Raw genomic sequence first — 20,447 nt, 5'->3', positions numbered from 1 at the left:
CCGGCCGGGTCCTCCCCGCCGGGCGCCTGCGTCACGCGTCCCCGTACGCCTCGCCGCCGAGTTCCAGCCGGGCCTCGCCCGCCGTCGCGTCGGCGAGCCAGCCGCGGAACGATTCCACGTCCGAGTCCGGCAGTCCGACCTCGATGACGACGGCCTCCGCGTACCGGACCTCGCGCACGGACCGGCCGGTGGCCCGCAGATCGTTCTCCAGCTTGCCGGCCCGCTGATGCCCGATGGTGATCGTGGCGAGGCGGAACCGCTGCCGGGTGATGGTGCCGAGGGCGTCGAGGGCCTCGCCGACCACTCCCCCGTACGCCCGGATCAGGCCCCCCGCTCCGAGTTTCACGCCCCCGTAGTAGCGGGTGACGACGGCGACGACGTAGCGCATCTCCCGGCGGGTCAGCATCTGCAGCATCGGGACACCGGCAGTGCCGCCCGGTTCTCCGTCGTCGCCGGCCTTCTGCACGGACGCGTCGGCGCCGATCACGTAGGCGAAGCAGTTGTGGGTGGCGGTGGGGTGCTCGGCACGTACGCGAGCGAGGAAGTCCTGCGCCTCCTGTTCGGTGGCGGCGGGGGCGAGCGCGCAGATGAAACGCGACCGGTTGATCTCGGTCTCGTGCACGCCCGCGCGGGCGACGGTCCGGTACTGCTCCTGCATCCGGCTAGCCTATGCCCCTTCCGGGAACAGCCGGAGACCGCCGTCCGTTGTCCCGATCATGTACGCAGACTCGGAGACGATCCGCAGGATTCTTCTGCACTCGGGCGACACCTGGGCCGTGGTCGGCCTGTCCGACAACCCGTCGCGGGCGGCCCATCGCGTCGCCGAGGTGCTTCAGCGCTTCGGCAAGCGGGTGGTCCCGGTGCATCCGAAGGCGGAGCCGGTCCACGGGGAGCAGGGGTACGCCTCGCTGGCGGACATACCGTTCCCGGTGGACGTGGTGGACGTCTTCGTCAACAGCGGGCTGGCGGGCGGCGTGGCCGACGAGGCGGTGGCGATCGGCGCGAAGTCGGTCTGGTTCCAGCTCGGCGTGGTCGACACCGAGGCGTACGAACGCACGCGCGCGGCCGGGCTCGACATGGTCATGGACCGCTGCCCCGCGATCGAAATCCCCGCACTGGGCGGTTAGGGCCTGTCTGGAGTTGTGATCTGGATCAGGGAGCGGCGAGCGTGCGCACCACGCCCCGCGAGCCCAGATCACAACTCCAGACAGGCCCTAAGGCGTCTCCAACGGCCGCCTGCCGTGCGGCGCCCGGCACGCGCGGTCGCAGCGGCCCGCCCTCCGTCCGGATGTGCGTGGTGTCACATTGCCGGGCCACTGGGAGAATGGCGGGCTGTGACCACTACACCGTCGTCGATCGCCCCCCACACCCGAGCCGGGCTCGCGGAGCAACTGTCCGAGCTGGGAGTGGCGCGGGGCGGCGTCCTGATGGTCCATGCCTCGATGCGTGCGGTGGGCCCGGTGCGCGGTGAGGTCCGGGCGGTGCTGGGAGCGTTGCGGGACGCCCTCGGCGAGCACGGCACGCTCGTCGTCCCGTCCTTCACCCCGGAGAACTCGGACACCTCTCCGCAGTACCTCGACCGGGTGCGCGGTCTGACCGACCGGGAGCGGGAGGCCGTGCGGGCGCGGATGCCCCCCTTCGACCCGGCGACGACGGCCGCGCCGTCGATGGGCCTGCTCCCGGAGACCGTGCGGCTCACCGAGGGGGCGGTGCGCAGCGACCATCCCCAGACGTCCTTCACCGCGCTCGGCCCCCTGGCCGGGGAGCTGACGGCGGGCCACCGCCCCGACTGCCACCTCGGCGAGGACTCCCCGCTGGCCCGTCTCCACGAGCTGCGCGCCCAGGTGCTGCTGCTGGGCACCGGGTTCGGCACCTGCACGGCGTTCCACCTGGGCGAGTACCGGATGCCGTCCCCGCCCCGTCGCCGCTACCGCTGCGTGGTGGGGACCGGAGGGCGGCGCCAGTGGTGGGAGTACGAGGACATCGCGCTGGACGACGGCGATTTCGCCGTGCTGGGAGCCGAGTTCGCGCGCGCGGACGGTGGTGCGGGGGTACGGAGCGGTCCGGTCGGTTCGTCGACGAGCCTGCTCTTCCGCCTGGACGCCGCCGTCGATTTCGCGGCCCGCCGTCTGCCCTCGCTCCGGGCGGGTGCCGCGGACCGGACGCCATGCCGCACGGACGGCTGACGGACGCGGCGTTCAGCGCGCGGACGGGCCGGGGGTCTCGCCGGGCTCCGCCAGCGCGAGCAGCTGCTCGGGAGTGGCGTCCGCCGGGATCGGCACCGGTGCGGGGGTACGCAGCGGCGGCTGCCAGCCCTTCTCCGGGTCCCAGCTGCGCACGACACGGGCGGGGGCCCCGGCCACCACCGCGTGGTCGGGCACGTGGCCGCGTACGACGGCGCCCGCGGCCACCACCACGTTGCGTCCGAGGGTGGCCCCCGGGAGGATCACCGATCCGGTGCCGATCCAGCAGCCGGGTCCTATGGCGACCGGCTCCATGCGGGGCCACTGCCGGCCGATCGGCTCGTGCGGATCGTCGTAACTGTGGTTGGTGGACGTGATGTAGACGTACGGTCCGCAGTACGTGTCGGAGCCGATGGCGACCCGGGTGTCTGCGACGACATGGCTTCCTCTGCCGAGCACCACGCCGTCGCCGAGGGTCAGGATCGGTTCCGGCCCCAGGTCCAGATCGGGCATGAGTCCCGCGGTGAGCGTGACCTGTTCCCCTATCACGCAGTGGGCGCCGAGTTCGATCCACTTCTCGCCGAAGACGGTGCCCTGTGGAAAGGCCAGCCGGGTCCCGTCGCCGATCCGGCCGAACCGCAGTCCACCGGGGTGCTCCGCGGTGACCGCGCCCCACTCCCGCACCCGGCGCCAGCCGTGGTGGACGGCACGGGAGAGGACGCGCCGCCGCCAGGCGGCGAGGGGGGAGAACGCGTTCCTGTTGTTCGGCACCCGCACACGGTAGTCGGCGGCGTGCGGCCCGATCACCGCGAGCACCTGTGATGTTCACCCCACTCGGGGACGGCCCGTCGCCCGTCGCATAGCGTTCCTCCGACGCGATCGGACATCCGGGGACGCGCACCGGCTGAGCACGGAGGAACGGACGATGGCGGAGCAGGCGTTGGTGACGGGAATCGGCGGCAAGGAACCGGAGGTCGCCGCGGACGCCTTCACCGCGCCGACGTCCGTCGTGATCGGCGAGGTCACGCTGGCGGCGGGCTCCAGCGTCTGGTACCACGCCGTCCTGCGCGCCGACTGCGGCCCCATCGTGGTGGGCGCGGACAGCAACGTCCAGGACAATTGCAGCGTCCACACCGATCCCGGCTTCGCCGTCACCGTCGGCGAGCGTGTCTCGGTCGGGCACAACGCGGTGCTCCACGGCTGCGTCGTCGAGGACGACGTCCTGGTCGGCATGGGAGCCACTGTCCTCAACGGCGCCCGCATCGGGGCGGGTTCGCTGATCGCGGCGCATGCGCTGGTGCCGCAGGGCATGCAGGTGCCGCCGGGTTCCCTGGTCGCGGGAGTGCCCGCCAAGGTCAAGCGGCAGTTGACCGAGGAGGAACGCGAGGGCATCAGGTTCAACGCGGCGGGCTACGTCGAACTGGCCGAGGCGCACCGCAGGGCGCACGAGGAACGCGCCGGGCGATGACCCGAGGGGACGACCGGGGCGGGCGAGGACTCCCCGGGCCCGGGCCGGTATCCGCCGGGCGGTGGGGCGATCCGCCCCCGCCCGGCCGGCCGGTGCGCCGCCCGCGCGGACGACGTACGGGGCTGCCGCTCCCCCGTTCGCCGGAGGCGCGGCAGCCCCGTGCGGGCGGCCCGGGATCAGGCGTTGGGACGCAGCGTCCAGAGGACCGTCATCTCGCCGGTCACCGCGCCGTCCGCACGCCGTATCTCGATGGCCACGGGGAATTCGGGCCGCTCCCCGCGGTCCAGTTCCGCGACGACGTCGGCCACCGGCCGGCCCAGGGTCGCCGTCGCCGTGACCTCTCCCATGGCCAGCTTCTTGTAGCCGATCTCCGCCCGCACGGCCAGTGGCACGGCGCGCGACAACTGGTCGCCGAAGGCGGCCAGGACGATCGCGCCGCTCGCCGATTCCGCGAGCGTGAACATCGCTCCGGCGTGGGGACCGCCGATGTGGTTGTGGTATTCGGCCTGGTCCGGCAGCCGGACCACCGCGCGTTCGGCTGTCGTCTCCAGGAACTCCAGACGGAGGGTACGGGCCATGGGGACCGTGGCGGCGAGCATCTCGCCGACGGCCGACTGTTCAGCACTCATGAGCTGATGTTACTTTCGGGTAGCCCGGACGTGCCATCCCCGCTTCTCCGGTCCCCGCCCCGGGCCCCCGTTGCCTCCACGCCGCTTCCTTCACCATCCGCTCACGGGGGCGGACGTAGCCGTCCCGGTGGGGCCCCCTTATTGTTTCCAGCCATGTGGCCAGGACAGCAGCCGCCCGGGGGCGAGCACAACCCGCAGGACCAGAACCAGAACCCGTACCAGCAGCCGGGGTACCAGCAGCCGAATCCCTATCAGCAGCCGGGATACCAGCAGCAGGGACAGCCCGGGCAGCGCCCGGGACATCCGCAGCAGGGGCAACAGCCCGGCTACGGCTACCCGCAGCCGAACCCGTACCAGCAGCCGACCGTTCCGCAGTACGCGGTTCCCGGTCCGCCCGGTGCTCCGCAGCCCGGCAACGACAAGAAGAAGACCACCGCCGTGGCGATCGTCGCGGCCACCGCCGTCGTGGTGGCGGCGGCGGTCACCGGTGTCGTCGTGCTGAACAAGGACGACGACAAGGGCAAGGACATCGCCGACGACAAGAAGACCTCGGCTCCCGCCGACCCGTCCGATGCCGCGTCCTCGCCGGAGGCGAACCCGCGCGGCGGCGAGGACGCCAAGCCCCTCGTCGCGGGCTGGAAGGTGGTCACCAACCCCAAGTGGGGCACCCGGTTCGACGTGCCCGGGGACTGGGAGGTCGGGACGCCCGGCACGTTCTCGTTCTTCGAGGACGAGAAGAAGGGCGACGGTTCGCCCCTGATCGGTTTCACCGCACCGTCGTACTTCCAGAAGAAGTGGTGCGTGGACGACTCCGACAAGGACGGCGTCGAGGAGACCTCCAGCCTGGCGAGCGCCGGCACCAGGGGCGCCCAGGGCGCCACCGACGCCGCCAAGAACGCCCACAGCGAGGCCGGTACCTGGGCGTGGGGCGCGTACGCGCAGCACATGCCGCAGAGCACCATCAAGTTCACCCCGGCCAGGCAGTACACCACCAAGTCGGGGCTCACCGGCCAGGTCGTCACCGCCACCGCTCCCGGCGTCACGAAGCGCAAGAAGTGCGACAGCGACGGCAAGACGATCGCCTTCACCTTCAAGAACAAGAACGGCGAATTCGCGTCCTGGGTGCTGTACGCGGCCGACAACGTGCAGGACGAGCTCCCGGACACCACCATCGAGAAGATCCTGAGCACCGTGCGGCTGACGGACGTCGCCCCGTCCTCCTGACGCCTCCCGCGGCAGGCTTGCGGGAGCGATCCCCGGGGGCGCCGTTTAATCTATTGGCATGAGGGGGCCGCGGCGGCGATAGTCCCGTGGTGAACGACACCTCCACCGCCGATGCCCCCGAACTCCCCGCACGCCGTTCCGGCCGCAACTACCGTCTGCTGACCGCCGCCGCGATCATCACGGGCCTGGGGACCCATGGCGCGCTGATCGCGGCGGCGTTCGCCGTTCTCCAGTCCGGCGGGGACGGGGGTGACGTCGGCCTGGTGGCCGCCGCCAGGGCCACGCCGCTGGTGCTGTTCCTGCTGATCGGCGGGGCGATCGCGGACCGGCTGCCGCGCCACCGGGTGATGGTGGCGGCGAACGCCCTGAACTGCGTCTCGCAGGCCGTCTTCGCCTGGCTGGTGCTGGCGGGCGACCCCGAACTGTGGCAGATGATGCTGCTCACCGCTCTGTGCGGGACCGGACAGGCGTTCTTCAACCCGGCGGCCGAGGGCATGCTGATGTCGAGCGTCGACCGCGAACAGGCGAGCCGGGCGTTCGCCCTCTTCCGAATGGCCATGCAGGGCGCGACGATCGGCGGTGCCGCGCTCGGCGGCGCCATGATCGCGGCCATGGACCCGGGGTGGGTGCTGGCCGTCGACGCGGCGGCCTTCGCCGTGGCCGGGGTGCTGCGCGCCTTCCTGGACGTCGGTCACATCCCGGCACGCGAACCCGGCGGCGGCCTGCTCTCCGATCTGCGGGACGGCTGGCGGGAGTTCATCGGCCGGCCGTGGCTGTGGAGCATCGTCGCGCAGTTCTCCGTGGTGGTCGCCGCAGTGGCGGCCGCCGAGTCGGTGTACGGGCCGCTGGTTGCCCGGGACGAACTGGGCGGCCCCCGGCCCTGGGGCTTCGCGCTCGCCGCGTTCGGCGTCGGCACACTGGGCGGGGCGCTCCTGATGACGCGCTGGAAGCCCCGTCGGATGCTGCTGGTCGGAACGCTCTGCGTGTTCCCGCTGGCCCTGCCGTCGGCGGCGCTGGCGGTACCGCTGCCGGTGGTGGGCCTGTGCCTGGTGATGTTCGTCAGCGGCGTCTGCATCGAGGTGTTCGGGGTGGCGTGGATGACGACCCTGCACCAGGAGATCCCGGAGGAGAAGCTTTCGCGGGTCTCGGCCTACGACTGGTTCGGTTCGGTGGCGATGATGCCGCTCGCCACCGCGCTCGCCGGTCCGGTGGAGGTGCTGGTCGGGCGGAGCCAGGCGCTGTGGGGCTGCGCGGCGCTGATCGTGCTGGTCACCGGGGCCGTGCTGTTCGTGCCCGAGGTACGCCGACTGACCCGCGCTCCCGCCACCGTCGCGGCGGTGACGGAAGCGGTGGCCCCGCGGGAGCCGGTCTCAGCCGATCCCGAAAGCGCCGTCGGGCGGCTCGGGTGAGGCGACCGCCTCACCGTCCCCGACCGGCCGGGCGGCCCCGGTGAACCGGGTGAGCGCCGCGCCGTGCTCGACCCGGGCGGGGAACACATCGGCGGCGCAGCGGCGGGTCAGCGCCTCGGTGTCGACAAGTTGCCCGGAGGCCACGAGTACGGCGTTGCCGAAGCGTCGGCCGCGCAGCACGGCGGGCTCGGCGATCAGTGCGATCTCCTCGAAGACGGCCCCGAAGGTGGCCAGTTGGGAGCGGAGGAAGTCGAAGGGGGCGCCGTCCGCGAGGTTGGCGGCGTAGGTTCCGCCGTCGCGCAGCGCCCGGCGGGCGACCCGCGCGTACTCGACGGTGGTGAGGTGGGCGGGCACCCGGGTGCCGCCGAAGACGTCCGCGACCAGGAGGTCGACGGAGCCGGGCGGGGTCCGTTCCAGCAGGCCGCGGGCGTCGGCGCCGTGCACGGTGATCCCGCCGCCGTCGGGCACCGGGAGATGTTCGGCGACCAGGGCGAGGAGCCCGAGATCGGCCTCGGCGACGTCCTGACGGGATCCGGGCCTGGTCGCGGCGACGTAGCGGGGCAGCGTGAGGGCACCGCCGCCGAGGTGGAGCACGTCGAGCGGCGCGCCCGGTGCCGCGGTCAGGTCCACGACATGGGCGAGCCGCCGCACGTACTCGAACTCGAGATGCTCCGGCGCGTCGAGATCGACGTACGACTGGGGCGCGCCGTCGACGGTGAGCAGCCAGGCCCGGTCCCGGTCCACGTCGGGGAGGAGTCTGGCGGTGCCCTGGTCCACGTCCCGGATGACGGGTATCGGCTCGTTCACTCTCTCATTGTGGGGTGCCGGATCACCCGCTCACGACCGAGGCGACGGTGTCGGCGTGCGCAGCCGCCTGGGCCAGTCCGGCGCGGGCCGCCGCCGCCCTGCGGCTCGGGTCCAGGGGATTTCGGCCGAAGGCTCGCTTCGCCGCCGGGTCCGGGGTGATGACCTCGACGCGGGCGCCCCGCGCGGCGAGCCGGTCCGCCTGCGAGCGCGGCGAGGCGATGACCTTGTTGCCGCTCGCCGTCGGGGCGATGATCACGACCCGCTCATAGCCCTCGGCGAGCTGGGCGTTGGCCGGGGAGTGCACGCCGCCGTCGATCCAGGACCGGCCGCCCGCGGTGGCGACGGGCCAGACCGCCGGGACCGCGCAGCTCGCGGTGACGGCGTCCACGAGCGGCACCCCGCCGCTCCTGTCGAAGGCGTGGAGCTCGCCGCTGACCGCGTCGACGGCGGTGATGAGCAGAGGGCGCTCGGGCCAGTCCGACGAGGGGAGGCGGTCGGCGATCGCCGCGCGCCGTTCCTCCGCCGTGACGCCGGTCCTGGACCGGGCGGCGATCCCCGCCAGCTTGCGGCCGTACGCCTCGGGCGTGCGCGCCGACAGCACGGCCCCCGCGTAGCGCAGCAACGCCGCCGCGCCGAGCCGTCCGCCGGTCATGCCCCGCGGATCGGAGAGCTGGAGTTCGTAGAGTTCGGCGAGGCCGAGCGCCCCGGAGGCCACTTGCGCGCCGACCACCGCGCCTGCCGAGCTGCCGATGATCAGGTCTGCGGCGGTCGGGTCCGCTCCCGCCTGGGCGAGCCCGTGCAGAATGCCGGTCTCCCAGGCGCTGCCGGTGACGCCGCCGGCACCGAGTACCAGTGCTGTGTCTGCCATGCCGTCAGTCTTGCTCACGGCACGGGGCCCGCCTTCCCCGGGGTGGGAGGCGGGCCCGGCCGGTGCGGATGTCAGAGCACCGCGGTGACGGTGCCGGCGCCGACCGTACGGCCGCCCTCGCGGATCGCGAAGCCGAGTCCGGTCTCCAGCGGTACGTCGCGGCCCAGTTCGACGGTGACGTCGACCGTGTCGCCGGGGCGCGCCACCGCCGCCGGGCCGAGGTCGATGTCGCCGACGACGTCCGCGGTGCGGATGTAGAACTGCGGCCGGTAGCCGGTGGCGACCGGGGTGCTGCGGCCGCCCTCGCGGGCCGTCAGGACGTACACCTGCGCCGTGAACCGGCGACGGGGCGTCACACTGCCGGGAGCCGCGACGACATGACCGCGGCGTACCCGGTCGCGCTCGACGCCGCGCAGCAGCAGGGCCACGTTGTCCCCGGCCTCGGCGGACTCCATCGGCTTGCCGAACGTCTCCAGTCCGGTGACCACCGTCTCGATGTCCGGGCCCGGCACCGTCACCCGGTCGCCGACCCGTACCGTGCCGCGCTCGACGGCTCCGGTGACGACGGTGCCTCGGCCGGTGATGGTCAGGACGTTCTCCACCGGGAGCAGGAACGGCGCGTCCGTGTAGCGCACCGGCATCGGCACGTACGTGTCGACCGCGTCCAGCAGCGCCTCGACGGCCGAGGTCCAGCGAGGTTCGCCCTCCAGGGCCTTCAGGCCCGACACCCGTACGACGGGGACGGACTGGCCGCCGTAGCCGTGCGCGGTGAGCAGCTCGCGGACCTCCAGCTCGACGAGGTCGGTCAGTTCGGGGTCGCCCGCGTCCGCCTTGTTGAGGGCGACGACGATGTGGTCGACGCCGACCTGACGGGCCAGCAGGACGTGCTCGGCGGTCTGCGGCATGATCCCGTCGAGCGCGGAGACGACGAGGATCGCGCCGTCGAGCTGGGCGGCGCCGGTGACCATGTTCTTGATGTAGTCGGCGTGTCCGGGCATGTCGACGTGGGCGTAGTGGCGGGTGTCGGTCTCGTACTCGACGTGCGCGATGTTGATGGTGATGCCGCGCCGGCTCTCCTCCGGCGCCCGGTCGATCCGGTCGAACGGGACGAACGTGCCGGTTCCGCGGTCGCTGAGGACCTTGGTGATGGCGGCGGTCAGCGTGGTCTTGCCGTGGTCGACGTGGCCCATGGTGCCGATGTTGAGGTGGGGCTTGGTGCGTACGTATGCCGTCTTGGACATGGCTCTTTCCTTGGAAGATCGATGCCGGGAAGAAGAAGACCCCAGGGCCCTGCCGACCCTCCCCTTGCGGGGTCCGCCGGACTGTCGGGGGAGGGTCAGCTTCGGGCGCCGTCGAAGGGAGCCACGGACGCGGCGGGCGCCGCCGCGTCAACTGCCGTCGCGAAGAGGGGGTTCACGGCAGCCTTCGGCGCGTCCGCGACGGCGGACGTCGCTGCGAGGAAGGCGTACCGGACCATGGGTCCGATGATGGCCGGGGACGCGCGCCCGCGTCGACCGGTTTTCCGGTGGGCTCGGCGGTCTCGGCGGGCCCGGTCCGTACGCGGGAGTTCGGCCCCTCGTCGCGTACGCGGTCGGTTAGTCTCCCCGCATGCTCGACCCCGCCCCCGCCGCCCGGCCCGCCGAGGGCCTCGCCGTGCGCTGCACGAGGGCGCTGCTCTCGCCCTGGTCCCGGTTCTCGCTGCTCGTGGTGGTGCTGGTGGCCGCCGCCTCGGCGATGCTGCTGTTCGAGCCCCAGCGGCTGCTCACCACCGGATGGCCGGACCGGCCGGACGGGGGCGGCGCCGCCGTGGTGCTGTTCGCCGCGGCGTACGGGGTGTGCACGGTGGCCTTCGTTCCCCGGCCGCTGCTCAATCTCGCCGCCGGGGCGCTCTTCGGTTCGCAGGCGGGGCTGGCCGCCGCGCTGGCGGGCACGGTCCTCGGCGCGGGCATCTCCTTCGCGCTGGGCAGGGTGCTCGGGCAGGACGCGCTCCGCACGCTGCTGCGGGGGCGCTGGCTGCGGGCGGCGGACGGTCAGCTGAGCCGGCACGGGTTCCGTTCGATGCTGGCGCTGCGGCTGTTCCCCGGTGTGCCGTTCGCGGCGGCCAACTACTGCGCGGCGGTCTCGCGCATGGGCTGCCCGGCGTTCCTGGCGGCGACCGGACTGGGTTCGGTGCCGAACACCGCCGCGTACGTCGTGGCGGGCAGCGAGGCCGCCTCACCGGCGTCGCCCGCGTTCCTGGCGGCGACGGGCTTCATCGTGCTGACGGGGCTCGGCGCGGCCGTCGTCGCCTGGCGCAGGCGGCACCGCCTCTCCGCCCGGTGACCCGGGGCGTTCCCCGCCGCGTGGTCCGGGAACTCAGCCACCGTCGGGCCCGGAGCGCGCTCCGCCGCGTGGACCGGGCAGGGCGCGGCGGGACGGGTGCCGGGGCCCGGCCGCGTCCGGCGACGGGGGTGTGCGTCGTCCCGTTCATCCGAGGGCGATACCCTGCCCGCGACCGAGCGAAGTCATCAGGGCCTGGCATGACCTTGCCTTGATTCGACCGCAAATCCGCATGTTTCCGATGGCATTCGTGCCTGTCGGCCGATGCATGATCACCTCCGGGATGGCCAAAGCCCCATGAGCTGGTTCGAATCGTTCGTCCTGGGCCTCGTTCAGGGACTGACCGAGTTCCTGCCGATCTCCTCCAGCGCGCATCTGCGGCTCACCGCGGCGTTCGCCGGATGGCACGACCCGGGTGCGGCGTTCACCGCCATCACCCAGATCGGCACGGAGGCGGCGGTCCTCATCTACTTCCGCAAGGACATCGTCCGGATCGTCTCGGCCTGGTTCCGTTCACTGTTCGACCGGTCGATGCGCGGCGATCACGACGCCCAGATGGGCTGGCTGGTCATCGTGGGATCCATCCCCATCGGCGTACTCGGCGTGACGCTCAAGGACCAGATCGAGGGGCCGTTCCGCGATCTGCGGCTGATCGCCACCACGTTGATCGTGATGGGCATCGTCCTCGGCTTCGCCGACCGGCTCGCCGCCCGCGACGAGGTGGGCGGGAGGCACCGGGCCAGCAAGGAGCGCAAGACGCTCCGGGAGCTCGGCGTCAAGGACGGCCTGATCTTCGGCTTCTGCCAGGCCATGGCACTGATCCCGGGCGTCTCCCGCTCCGGCGCCACCATCAGCGGTGGTCTGCTGATGGGCTACACCCGCGAGGCCGCCGCACGCTACTCGTTCCTGCTGGCGATTCCGGCGGTGCTGGCCTCGGGTGTTTTCGAGCTGAAGGACGCGGGCGAGGGGCACGTGTCATGGGGACCGACGATCTTCGCGACGGTCATCGCGTTCGGCGTGGGTTACGCCGTCATCGCCTGGTTCATGAAGTTCATCACGACCAAGAGCTTCATGCCGTTCGTCGTCTACCGGATCATTCTGGGCATTGTGCTCTTCGTCCTGGTCGCGGCGGGGGTCCTGAGCCCGCACGCGGGCGAGTCCGCGGGCTAGGCGTTTCGAAGGCGGCGTCGTCCGCCCGAAGGGCGGGGCCCGCGGCGTCCGGTACGGCGCACCGCAAGGCGAAGGGTCGTCCTCGTACGGAGCGCGCGGACGGTCCCGACAACATGGTGAGGCGCCGTGCCGGACGCCGCGGGCCGGACGGGACTCTCGAAACACGCCCTGCCCTCTCCCGGCAACGTTCGCCCCGGGCGTGTTCAGCGCCTGGCCCGGCGACGGGAGACGAACGCTCCCAGCACGAGTCCGGCCAGCAGGGTCACGGTCAGCACCGCCCAGAGCGGCAGGACGACGACGGGAATCCACAGCCGGATGGCGACCGACACCCTGTTCACGGCGATGAACCAGATCGCGACGGCCGTCAGCGCCACGATCCCGACCGTGCGGAACCGTATGTCCCGGCCCTTCACGGAAAGAGTCGCCGGGGCGTGCGGTCGGGACGTTTTCTGTGTCATGGTCCCAGTATCGAGCCATTCAGGCTTTTGGCCTCAAAGTTCGCATTTCACCGTTTGTTTTGCATTTCGCCGTTCGTGGAGCACGGGACCGGGCCTCGTGGCGCGGTTGGGGCCGAAAGTCCCTGCCGTACCACGTGGACGCGTACCAGCCTGGGACGCGTACCGCAGATGTTGGAGGGAAACACCATGACCAACGAGCCTCCCGTGATCGCAGCCGTCGACGGCTCGTCGCACAGCCTCGAAGCCCTGGACTGGGCCGCCCGCGAGGCCGCCCGGCGCGGGCTCGCGCTCGTCGTCGTGCACGCCCGGACGCCGGCCCCGCACTCCGTCCAGGAAACGCAGCGGCGCGAGGCGGAGGAGCTGCTCACCCAGTGCGTGCGAAGGGTCTCCCGGCTTGCACCCGCCCTGCACCCGACGACGCTCACCCCGATGGACTTCCCCGCGGCGGCGCTCACCTCGCTCAGCCGCGACGCGTCCCTCGTGGTGGTCGGTTCCCGCGGGCTGGGAGGTTTCCGGTCGCTGTTGCTCGGGTCCAACAGCTTGGCGATCGCCTCGATGGCCAAGTGCCCCGTGGTCGTCGTCCATGGCACGCCGGAGGGGGACCGGGAGGAGGAGTTGCGGGATGTCGTCGCCGGTGTGGCCGCCGACGAGAGCAGCGAGGCGGTGCTGGAGTTCGCCTTCGCGGCGGCCGCCGCCCGGCCCGGTGCGCGGCTGCGGATCGTGCACGGCTGGACGATGGTCTCCTCGATGCTGTCCGGAGGTCCCGTCTTCGACCGTGAGGCCGCGGCGGCCTCGGCCGAGCGGACCCTCGCCGAACTCACCGCCGGCCGGCGGGAGCAGTACCCGCAGGTCGAGGTCGTCAGGGAGGCGGTCGGCGGATCGGCCTCGCGTGCGCTCGTCACGGCATCGGCCACCGCGGCCCTGACGGTGATCGGCCGGCGCCGGGGCGGCGAGGCGCTGGGGCTCGGCCTCTCCCCCGTCGCCCAGACCACGCTCAGTCACGCGCTTGGTCCGGTGGCCGTGGTGCCCTGCTGACCGCGGCCCGGACGCGGGCCCGGGACCGGCACCGGTGCCGGTGCCGGTGCCGGTGCCGGTGCCGGTGCCGGTGCCGGTGCCGGTGCCGGTGCCGGTGCCGGTGCCGGTGCCGGTGCCGGTGCCGGTCTCGGGCGGGCGGGCCCGCCCGTCGTGCTTCCGCTCCCCTGCGCCGGGGAAGAACTGCGGAACGGGGGTCCCGGGGCGAGACTGCTGACCAGGCGGGACGAGGAGGCGCGGCATGCGGGTTCCGGCCGGTCGGCGCGAGCGGTACGGACGGCACGGGCCGTCTCGTGGGGACGGCCCGCCCGAGCGGCGGGAACGGCGGGAACGACCAGCGCGGCACCGCCCGCCCGAGCGGCGCGGTCGGTACGTGCGCGTGCTGCGGTCCGCCCCGTGGCGCGGGTGCCTGGCGCTGTTCGCCGGTGCGCTGCCCGCGCTCGCGTTCCCGGCACCCTCCCTGTGGTGGTTCGCCTACGTGGCCCTGGTGCCGTGGCTGCTGCTGATCCGGTCGGCCGGTACGGGGCGCCGGGCCGCGCTCGACGGCTGGCTCGGCGGGACGGCGTTCCTGCTCGCCGTGCACCACTGGCTGCTGCCGAGCCTGCATGTGTTCCTGCTGGTCCTGGCCGCGCTGCTCGGGCTGCTGTGGGCACCGTGGGGTCTGCTGGTCTTCCGGCTGCTGCGTGGCAGGATGTCCGCCGCGGCGGCCGCGGCTGCCCTCGTCGTGGTGCCGTGCGGCTGGCTGCTGATCGAGACGGTCCGTTCCTGGCAGGGACTCGGCGGACCCTGGGGACTGCTCGGAGCGAGCCAGTGGGAGGCGGGCCCGGCGCTCCGCGTGGCCTCGGTCGGCGGTGTGTGGCTGGTGAGTCTCCTGGAGGTCGCGGTGAACACCGCCGTCGTGCTGCTGTTCGTGGCCGGTGCCGCACGGAAGGCCGGTGTCGTCGGCGTCGCGCTGTGCGCCCTTTCGGTGGGGGCGGCGGCCGGGTGGGCACCGCAGCCCCGGCCGTCGGGGGTGGCGAGGATCGCCGTGGTGCAGCCCGGTGTGCTCACGAGCCCGCACAGCGTCGAACGGCGGCTCGCGGCCGGTGAGCGGCTGACCGGATCGCTGGCGGGACGCGGCCTCGATCTGGTGGTGTGGGGCGAGAGCAGCGTCGGTGTGGATCCGGCCCGGCATCCGGACGTCACCGCACGGATCGCGGCGCTGTCGCGTCGGGTGGGCGCGGACGTGCTGATCAACGCGGACGCCCGGCAGAGCGACGGATCGGGCCGGTCGGGGATCTTCAAGTCGGCGATGCTGGTGGGCCCGGACGGTCTGACCGGAGATCGTTACGACAAGATGCGGCTGGTGCCGTTCGGTGAGTACGTACCGGCGCGCTCGCTGTTCGGCTGGGCCACGTCCGTGGGCCGCGCGGCGAGTGAGGACCGGCTCCGGGGGACCCGTCCGGTGACGATGCCGCTCCCCGACGCGGTCCACGGCAGAGGGCTGCGGATCGGACCGCTGATCTGCTTCGAGTCCGCCTTCCCCGACATGAGCCGTCGGCTGACCCGGGACGGCGCGCAACTCCTGGTGGTCCAGTCGTCGACCTCGACGTTCCAGCACAGCTGGGCTCCCGAACAGCACGCCTCGCTGGGGGCGCTGCGGGCCGCCGAGAACGGCCGTCCGGTGGTGCACGCCACACTCACGGGCGTCAGCGCGGTGTACGGCCCCCGGGGCGAGCGGATCGGCACCCCGCTCGGTACGGACACCAGTGGCGCCGAGGTGTTCGACGTGCCCCTGGCCTCCGGCACCACCCTGTACGTCCGGTGGGGCGACTGGCCGCCGGTGGGGGCGGCGGCCGTACTGGTCATGTACGCCGCGTCCGTGGGCGTGCGGGCCGCGAGGAGGCGCGACCGGGGCGCCGAGGGCGGTGTGCCCGGTGGGCCGACGCCGAAGACCAGCCGGTAGCCGCAGGTGCGTGCGGGGCGGGGGTGTGCCGGGTACGGCCCGGTCAGGCGCAGCCGAGGTCACGCAGGACGCGCTCGCACAGTTCGTGCGTCTGCAGGGCGTCCCGGGCGCTGAGCACCGTCCCGGCCCGTACGGCGTCCAGGAAGGCCAGCACGCACTGCTCGATGCCACGCTGACGGGCCACCGGCACCCAGTCGCCCCGCCGCCGCACGCTCGGCTGCCCCTTGTGGTCGATCACCTGCGCGAGATCGAGGACCTCGCGCTTGGCGTCCTGGCCCGAGACCTCCAGGCGTTCCTCGGTCGAGCCGCTGAGCCGGTTCATCGTGCCGACGGCGGTGAAGCCCTCGCCGGACAGGTGCAGCACGACGTGGTGCATCAGACCGTCGACGATCCTGGCGTGCGTGACGACGTGTTCGATCGTGCCGGGGACCAGGAATCGCAGGGTGTCGACGACGTGGATGAAGTCGTCGAGCACCATGGTGCGCGGGTTCTCGGGCAGGCCGACCCGGTTCTTCTGCATGAGGATCAGTTCGCGCGGGTGCTCGGCGCACTGTGCATAAGAGGGTGCGACCCGGCGGTTGAAGCCGACGGCGAGGCTCGTCCCGCGCTCCTCGGCGAGGCTCACCAGCCTTTCGGAATCGGCGAGTTCATAGGCGATCGGCTTGTCGACATATGTGGCTACATCCGCCTCCAGCAGCCGTTCCACGATCTCCGGGTGCACTGCGGTGGGCGCGTGCACGAACGCCGCATCCAGCCCCTGTGCGATCAGGGACCCGAGGTCCGCGTGGCACTGCCCGGCCGGGATCCGGTGCGCCTCGGCGACCGCGGCCAGGGTGGCCGGGGTGCGGGTCTGCACGTGCAGTTCGATCTCGGGAAGAGCGGTCAGAACCGGCAGGTACGCCTTCCGCGCGATGTCGCCGAGCCCGATGCATCCGACCTTCACGGGTACTCCCTCTCAGTGTTCGGCGTCGGCCTGCCCGGTGTTCGCCCGGTGGGCCCGGCCGGCCCGGTGACCCGGCCGGCCGCGCGTGGTTCGTCCGGGCAGCATACGTGCGCCGCGGCGGCCTCCTGTCGGCGGAGGCGGCGTCGGCCGGTCCGTCCTGCGCGGGGTCCGAGAGGGTGACGTGCCGGCCCGCAGCGGGACGTTGCGCCGACCGGAGTCACTCGTGCGGGCCAATCCCGGCTTCCCGGCTCACCCGACATCGGGTCGGCACAGCAGAGTTGCTCGGGTGCAACGAACCAGAACCTTCGTGAAACTCCTGGCCGGTGTGGCGGTCGCGACGCTGTCCGGCTGCGTGTCCGTGACGCCGCAGCCGGACGTTCCGCCCCGGCCGGGGAACAGCAGGCCCTCCCCGGACCTGGAACCCCAGATCGCCCCACCGGTCCACGACGGCCTGGCCGCCGAGCCGGACGCCGGTCCGTCCGCCGCCTCGTCCTCCCCCGCGCACGGCTCGCCGCCGGACGCGCGCCGGGCCGCACCGCACCCTCCCCGGCGACGAAAGCACACCGGCACGGTGCGCCACCGTCCGCGTCAGGCCCCGCCCGTGGTCTCCGCACCCGTACCGGTCCTGCCCGTCCCGGTGTCCGGGCGGGACGTCTGCGCGCTGGGACGGGGGTACGGTCACTGGCCGGCGGGCAGCCCGCAGTCCCGCATCTGCGACGAGACCTACGGCCGCTGACCCCGGGCGGACACGACGAGCGGGTGGCCCGTCCGGTGCGGACGGGCCACCCGCTCACCTCTCCCGCAGGCGCAGCTCCAGTCGCGCGATGGCGGCGCGGACCCCTCCCCCGTACCCGTCGTCCGCCCCGTCCTCCGCGAGCACCCCGGAGGCGGCGTGCGCCCGGTCCAGATGGGTCCGGGCCTCGTCGTGCCGCTGGAGCTTCACATAGTCCGCCGCGAGGTTGAGGTGGAGCGACGGATACAGGACCCGCACCGCGAGGGCGTCGGAGTGCTGCGTCATGCGCTCGTCGGTCAGGCTGTCGGCCGCGGTCAGGGCCCTGAGATCCCAGGCCAGTTCGTCGCCGGGGTCGTCCTGGGTGTCGGCCATGTAGTGGGCGAGGGTGCACCGGTGCAGGGCGTCGCCGTCCTCGCCGATCTCCGACCAGAGAGCGCCGAAACGGTTGCGGGCCTCCTCCCGGTCGCCGCCGTGCAGCAGCATGATCGCCTGGCCGATCCTGGTCATGACGGCGTCCGGCGACGCCTCCCGCTGCTCGGTCACCGCGGCCTCCTCGTCCGGTCCACCCGTTCCCCCTCGAACGCTAGGGCCTGTCCGACGGATCTTCGCGGATCTCCGTGGATCAGCGCGCGCGGCGTCCGGTGCGTCCGGGACCGGCGCAGCCGTCCATCGGGCTCCGTGCGGCGCGGGTGCGGCTCCGGCCGGAAGGTCCCGCCGGAGCCGGTGCGGTCGGCCGGTCCGTCGAACGGCGGCCTCCGGCCCGTGGCGTCAGCCCAGGTCGGGGATACGCCAGTCGATGGCCTCGTGCCCCTGCGCCTCGATCGCCTCGTTGATCTGCGTGAACGGTCGGGAGCCGAAGAACTTCTTGGCGGACAGCGGCGACGGGTGCGCGCCCTTCACCACCACGTGACGCGTCTCGTCGATCAAGGACAGCTTCTTCTGGGCGTAATTGCCCCACAGCACGAAGACCGCCGGGTCGGGACGCGAGGCGACCGCGCGGATCACCGCGTCGGTGAACTTCTCCCAGCCCTTGTTCTTGTGCGAGTTGGCCTCGCCCGCGCGGACCGTCAGGACCGCGTTGAGCAGGAGCACGCCCTGCTCGGCCCACGGCATCAGATACCCGTTGTCCGGGATCGGCAGGCCGAGCTCCTCCTTCATCTCCTTGTAGATGTTCCGCAGGGACGGCGGCGTCTTCACCCCGGGCCGCACGGAGAAGCACAACCCGTGTCCCTGTCCCTCCCCGTGGTAAGGGTCCTGACCGAGGACGAGGACCTTCACCTTCTCGTACGGCGTGGCCTCCAGGGCCGCGAACACCTGGTCGCGCGGCGGGTAGACCGGCCCCTTGGCCCGCTCCTCCTCGACGAACTCGGTGAGCTCCTTGAAGTACGGCTTCTCCAGCTCCTCGCCGAGGACGCCGCGCCAGGACTCGGGCAGCAGGTCGGTGTAGGACACGTCGACAACCTCCGGTGACTCATACGTTCTTCACCCGAGAACCTACCGGGGACCACTGACAACGGGCCGGGCGAGCCCCTGCTGCCGTGACCGGAGGGGTCCCGCCGGGCGTCGCCGGGCGAGCCCCTCCGGTCACGGCATCGGCCGGGCTACCAGCTGGCCTTGCGGTAGAACTCCCACATCTGCATGACGACCTGCGGGTCGATGACGCGCTCGCCGCCGCCGATGTCGTCGCCGGACGCCACGTACAGCTTGCCCTGCCACAGTGGCAGCAGCCGGACGTCCTCGACCAGGATCTGCTGGGCCCGCTCGAACTGCTTGCTGACCGCGCCCCGGTCGCTCTCCTTGCGGGTGCGGGGCAGCAGCTGGTCCGTGATCTCGCTCTTCAGATAGGGCATCCCGGTGATGCTGTCCTTGCCCACGAAGGGGGCGATGAAGTTGTCCGGGTCCGGGAAGTCCGGGAACCAGCCGCGTCCGAAGACCGGGTACTCACCCTGGGTGAAGCCCTCCTGGAAATCCTTCCAGGGCTTGCTCCTGAGTGTGATCCGGAACAGCCCGGAGTCCTCCAGCTGGCGCTTCAGCTCGGTGAACTCCGCGGCCGTGGAGGAGCCGTAGCGGTCGGTGGTGTACCAGAGCGTCAGGGCAACCGGCTTGGTGAGGCCCGCCCGCTCCAGGATCTGCTTGGCCTTGGCCGGGTCCGGGTCCCCGTAGGCGTCGAAGAAGCTGGTGGTGTGCCCGGCGATGCCCTTGGGGACCATGGAGTACAGCGGCTCGGCGGTGCCCCGGTAGACCTTGGCCACGAGCGCGTCGCGGTCGACGAGCTGGGCGATGGCCCGACGCACCGCCACGTTCCCGGCGGCGGGATCCTCGGGGTTGAACACCAGGAACCGGATGTCCGCGCCGACCGTCTCGACGATCTTCAGTTCGTTCTTCCTGCCCCTGCCCGACTCCAGGTCGACGACGTCGTCCGCGGTGAGACCGCGGTAGATCACGTCGATCTCCTTCTTCTTCAGCGACGCGACCACGTGGGCGGAGTCCTTGAAGTACTTGATGGTCACCGCGTCGTTCTTCCGGTCGGCGAAGCCCTTGTAGTCCGGGTTCCTGACCAGTTCGGCCCGCTTCCCGGGCTTGTACGAGTCCAGGAGGTACGGGCCCGAGCCGATGACCTTGCCGTCGTCGCGGATCTTGTACTTCGAGTACTCGCTCGGCGCGACCAGCGACATCGCGGGGGTGGCGAGGATGAACGGGAAGGTCGCGTCCGACTTGGTGAGGTGGAAGACGACGATGTCGTCCCCCTTCGTCTCGACCCGGTCGAGGGAGCCGAGCATGCCGACGGGGCCGCCCTTGACCTTGATCGCCGATATCCGGTCGATGGAGTACTTCACGGCCTCGGCGTCGAGCTCGTCACCGTTGGAGAACTTCAGTCCCTTGCGCAGTTTGCAGCGGTAGGCCGTACTGCTGCTGTCGGTGAACCTGCACGACTCCGCGGCGTCCGGCTCGGGACGGGTGCTGCCGGTGGGGAAGCTCACCAGCGTCTGGAAGACGTTCCGCATCAGTTCCCACGAGTTGTCCCATGCCGCCGCCGGATCGAGTGTGGAGGGCTCACTGGTCGTACCGACGACTATCTTCTGCTCGACTTTCGAACCGCTGTCGGAGAGAAGTCCGCAGCCTGCCAGCAGGGACAGGGAGACAAGAGCTGCAGCGGCCTGCAGACTGGCCCGGTAGAACACGTGAACGCTCCTCGATCAGCCATGGGACGGCAGACCCTACCGCAGCGCCCTGCCGGTTCAATTCAAAGCCCCGACAG

At 72.2% G+C, this 20,447-nt stretch carries 22 protein-coding genes; 10 read left to right on the top strand and 12 right to left on the bottom strand.

From position 1 onward, the window contains the following. Nucleotides 1–31 precede the first annotated feature (31 nt). A complete protein-coding gene (locus ACFYXM_RS18940; RefSeq protein WP_389290631.1) occupies nucleotides 32–658 on the bottom strand; it encodes a YigZ family protein in 627 nt (208 codons plus the stop codon). A 58-nt stretch (nucleotides 659–716) separates the two neighbouring features. Between ACFYXM_RS18940 and ACFYXM_RS18935 the strand changes: the two genes are divergently transcribed. Together ACFYXM_RS18935 and ACFYXM_RS18930 are read left to right on the top strand one after the other, a co-directional pair. Next, the gene (locus ACFYXM_RS18935) at nucleotides 717–1,127 is read left to right on the top strand and encodes a CoA-binding protein (RefSeq protein ID WP_389290629.1); all 411 of its coding nucleotides are present in this window, start codon (nucleotides 717–719) and stop codon (nucleotides 1,125–1,127) included. 207 nt (nucleotides 1,128–1,334) lie between these two features. Beyond that, on the top strand, nucleotides 1,335–2,186 hold the full coding sequence (locus tag ACFYXM_RS18930; RefSeq protein ID WP_389290627.1) for an aminoglycoside N(3)-acetyltransferase: 852 nt from the start codon (nucleotides 1,335–1,337) through the stop codon (nucleotides 2,184–2,186). Between the two features lie 12 nt (nucleotides 2,187–2,198). Here ACFYXM_RS18930 and ACFYXM_RS18925 read toward each other — a convergent pair whose 3' ends face one another. Further along, nucleotides 2,199–2,954, bottom strand: coding sequence for an acyltransferase (locus ACFYXM_RS18925; RefSeq protein WP_389290810.1), 756 nt, complete (start codon nucleotides 2,952–2,954; stop codon nucleotides 2,199–2,201). A 154-nt stretch (nucleotides 2,955–3,108) separates the two neighbouring features. Between ACFYXM_RS18925 and ACFYXM_RS18920 the strand changes: the two genes are divergently transcribed. After that, complete coding sequence (locus tag ACFYXM_RS18920; RefSeq protein WP_389290626.1) at nucleotides 3,109–3,651, top strand: gamma carbonic anhydrase family protein; 543 nt, start codon at nucleotides 3,109–3,111, stop codon at nucleotides 3,649–3,651. Between the two features lie 176 nt (nucleotides 3,652–3,827). On the opposite strand, the gene ACFYXM_RS18915 is transcribed toward ACFYXM_RS18920, so the two are convergent. Next, nucleotides 3,828–4,280, bottom strand: coding sequence for a DUF4442 domain-containing protein (locus ACFYXM_RS18915; protein ID WP_389290624.1), 453 nt, complete (start codon nucleotides 4,278–4,280; stop codon nucleotides 3,828–3,830). A 153-nt stretch (nucleotides 4,281–4,433) separates the two neighbouring features. Between ACFYXM_RS18915 and ACFYXM_RS18910 the strand changes: the two genes are divergently transcribed. Further along, nucleotides 4,434–5,504, top strand: coding sequence for a hypothetical protein (locus tag ACFYXM_RS18910; protein WP_389290622.1), 1,071 nt, complete (start codon nucleotides 4,434–4,436; stop codon nucleotides 5,502–5,504). An 89-nt stretch (nucleotides 5,505–5,593) separates the two neighbouring features. After that, entirely contained in the window at nucleotides 5,594–6,913 is a 1,320-nt protein-coding gene (locus tag ACFYXM_RS18905; RefSeq protein ID WP_389290620.1) for an MFS transporter, read from the top strand. Here the strand turns inward: ACFYXM_RS18905 and ACFYXM_RS18900 are convergent. The 4 genes from ACFYXM_RS18900 to ACFYXM_RS18885 form a co-directional block, all read right to left on the bottom strand. Continuing rightward, complete coding sequence (locus ACFYXM_RS18900; protein ID WP_389290618.1) at nucleotides 6,875–7,720, bottom strand: spermidine synthase; 846 nt, start codon at nucleotides 7,718–7,720, stop codon at nucleotides 6,875–6,877. The genes ACFYXM_RS18905 and ACFYXM_RS18900 overlap by 39 nt on opposite strands. 22 nt (nucleotides 7,721–7,742) lie before the next feature. Then, a complete protein-coding gene (locus tag ACFYXM_RS18895; RefSeq protein WP_389290616.1) occupies nucleotides 7,743–8,588 on the bottom strand; it encodes a patatin-like phospholipase family protein in 846 nt (281 codons plus the stop codon). Between the two features lie 71 nt (nucleotides 8,589–8,659). Next, a complete protein-coding gene (gene tuf / locus ACFYXM_RS18890) occupies nucleotides 8,660–9,829 on the bottom strand; it encodes an elongation factor Tu (protein WP_389290615.1) in 1,170 nt (389 codons plus the stop codon). Between the two features lie 95 nt (nucleotides 9,830–9,924). Continuing rightward, entirely contained in the window at nucleotides 9,925–10,065 is a 141-nt protein-coding gene (locus tag ACFYXM_RS18885; RefSeq protein WP_389290613.1) for a hypothetical protein, read from the bottom strand. Between the two features lie 131 nt (nucleotides 10,066–10,196). Here ACFYXM_RS18885 and ACFYXM_RS18880 point away from each other — a divergent pair, with 131 nt between their 5' ends. Both ACFYXM_RS18880 and ACFYXM_RS18875 read left to right on the top strand, forming a co-directional pair. Beyond that, a complete protein-coding gene (locus ACFYXM_RS18880; RefSeq protein ID WP_389290612.1) occupies nucleotides 10,197–10,910 on the top strand; it encodes a TVP38/TMEM64 family protein in 714 nt (237 codons plus the stop codon). A gap of 294 nt (nucleotides 10,911–11,204) precedes the next feature. After that, the gene (locus tag ACFYXM_RS18875; RefSeq protein ID WP_389290610.1) at nucleotides 11,205–12,077 is read left to right on the top strand and encodes an undecaprenyl-diphosphate phosphatase; all 873 of its coding nucleotides are present in this window, start codon (nucleotides 11,205–11,207) and stop codon (nucleotides 12,075–12,077) included. 203 nt (nucleotides 12,078–12,280) lie between these two features. On the opposite strand, the gene ACFYXM_RS18870 is transcribed toward ACFYXM_RS18875, so the two are convergent. Then, nucleotides 12,281–12,535, bottom strand: coding sequence for a DUF1049 domain-containing protein (locus ACFYXM_RS18870; RefSeq protein WP_389290609.1), 255 nt, complete (start codon nucleotides 12,533–12,535; stop codon nucleotides 12,281–12,283). 186 nt (nucleotides 12,536–12,721) lie between these two features. Here ACFYXM_RS18870 and ACFYXM_RS18865 point away from each other — a divergent pair, with 186 nt between their 5' ends. Both ACFYXM_RS18865 and lnt read left to right on the top strand, forming a co-directional pair. Beyond that, on the top strand, nucleotides 12,722–13,570 hold the full coding sequence (locus ACFYXM_RS18865; protein ID WP_389290608.1) for a universal stress protein: 849 nt from the start codon (nucleotides 12,722–12,724) through the stop codon (nucleotides 13,568–13,570). Nucleotides 13,571–13,808: 238 nt separating this feature from the next. Continuing rightward, entirely contained in the window at nucleotides 13,809–15,512 is a 1,704-nt protein-coding gene (gene lnt / locus ACFYXM_RS18860) for an apolipoprotein N-acyltransferase (RefSeq protein WP_389290606.1), read from the top strand. Between the two features lie 43 nt (nucleotides 15,513–15,555). Here the strand turns inward: lnt and ACFYXM_RS18855 are convergent, their stop codons facing one another. Further along, the gene (locus tag ACFYXM_RS18855) at nucleotides 15,556–16,455 is read right to left on the bottom strand and encodes a Gfo/Idh/MocA family protein (RefSeq protein WP_389290605.1); all 900 of its coding nucleotides are present in this window, start codon (nucleotides 16,453–16,455) and stop codon (nucleotides 15,556–15,558) included. 286 nt (nucleotides 16,456–16,741) lie between these two features. Between ACFYXM_RS18855 and ACFYXM_RS18850 the strand changes: the two genes are divergently transcribed. After that, the gene (locus ACFYXM_RS18850; RefSeq protein WP_389290603.1) at nucleotides 16,742–17,191 is read left to right on the top strand and encodes a hypothetical protein; all 450 of its coding nucleotides are present in this window, start codon (nucleotides 16,742–16,744) and stop codon (nucleotides 17,189–17,191) included. Between the two features lie 54 nt (nucleotides 17,192–17,245). Here the strand turns inward: ACFYXM_RS18850 and ACFYXM_RS18845 are convergent, their stop codons facing one another. The 3 genes from ACFYXM_RS18845 to ACFYXM_RS18835 form a co-directional block, all read right to left on the bottom strand. Next, nucleotides 17,246–17,731 carry a hypothetical protein gene (locus ACFYXM_RS18845; protein WP_389290601.1) on the bottom strand — a complete coding sequence of 162 codons (486 nt, stop codon included), beginning with the start codon at nucleotides 17,729–17,731 and terminating at the stop codon, nucleotides 17,246–17,248. Nucleotides 17,732–17,956: 225 nt separating this feature from the next. Beyond that, nucleotides 17,957–18,640 carry a uracil-DNA glycosylase gene (locus ACFYXM_RS18840; protein ID WP_389290599.1) on the bottom strand — a complete coding sequence of 228 codons (684 nt, stop codon included), beginning with the start codon at nucleotides 18,638–18,640 and terminating at the stop codon, nucleotides 17,957–17,959. 149 nt (nucleotides 18,641–18,789) lie between these two features. Continuing rightward, the gene (locus ACFYXM_RS18835) at nucleotides 18,790–20,370 is read right to left on the bottom strand and encodes an ABC transporter substrate-binding protein (RefSeq protein ID WP_389290597.1); all 1,581 of its coding nucleotides are present in this window, start codon (nucleotides 20,368–20,370) and stop codon (nucleotides 18,790–18,792) included. Nucleotides 20,371–20,447 lie beyond the last annotated feature (77 nt).

The sequence above is a fragment of the Streptomyces sp. NPDC002476 genome, assembly GCF_042889785.1.
Taxonomy (GTDB): Bacteria; Actinomycetota; Actinomycetes; order Streptomycetales; family Streptomycetaceae; genus Streptomyces.
This window is presented reverse-complemented; position numbering and strand designations above follow the sequence as displayed.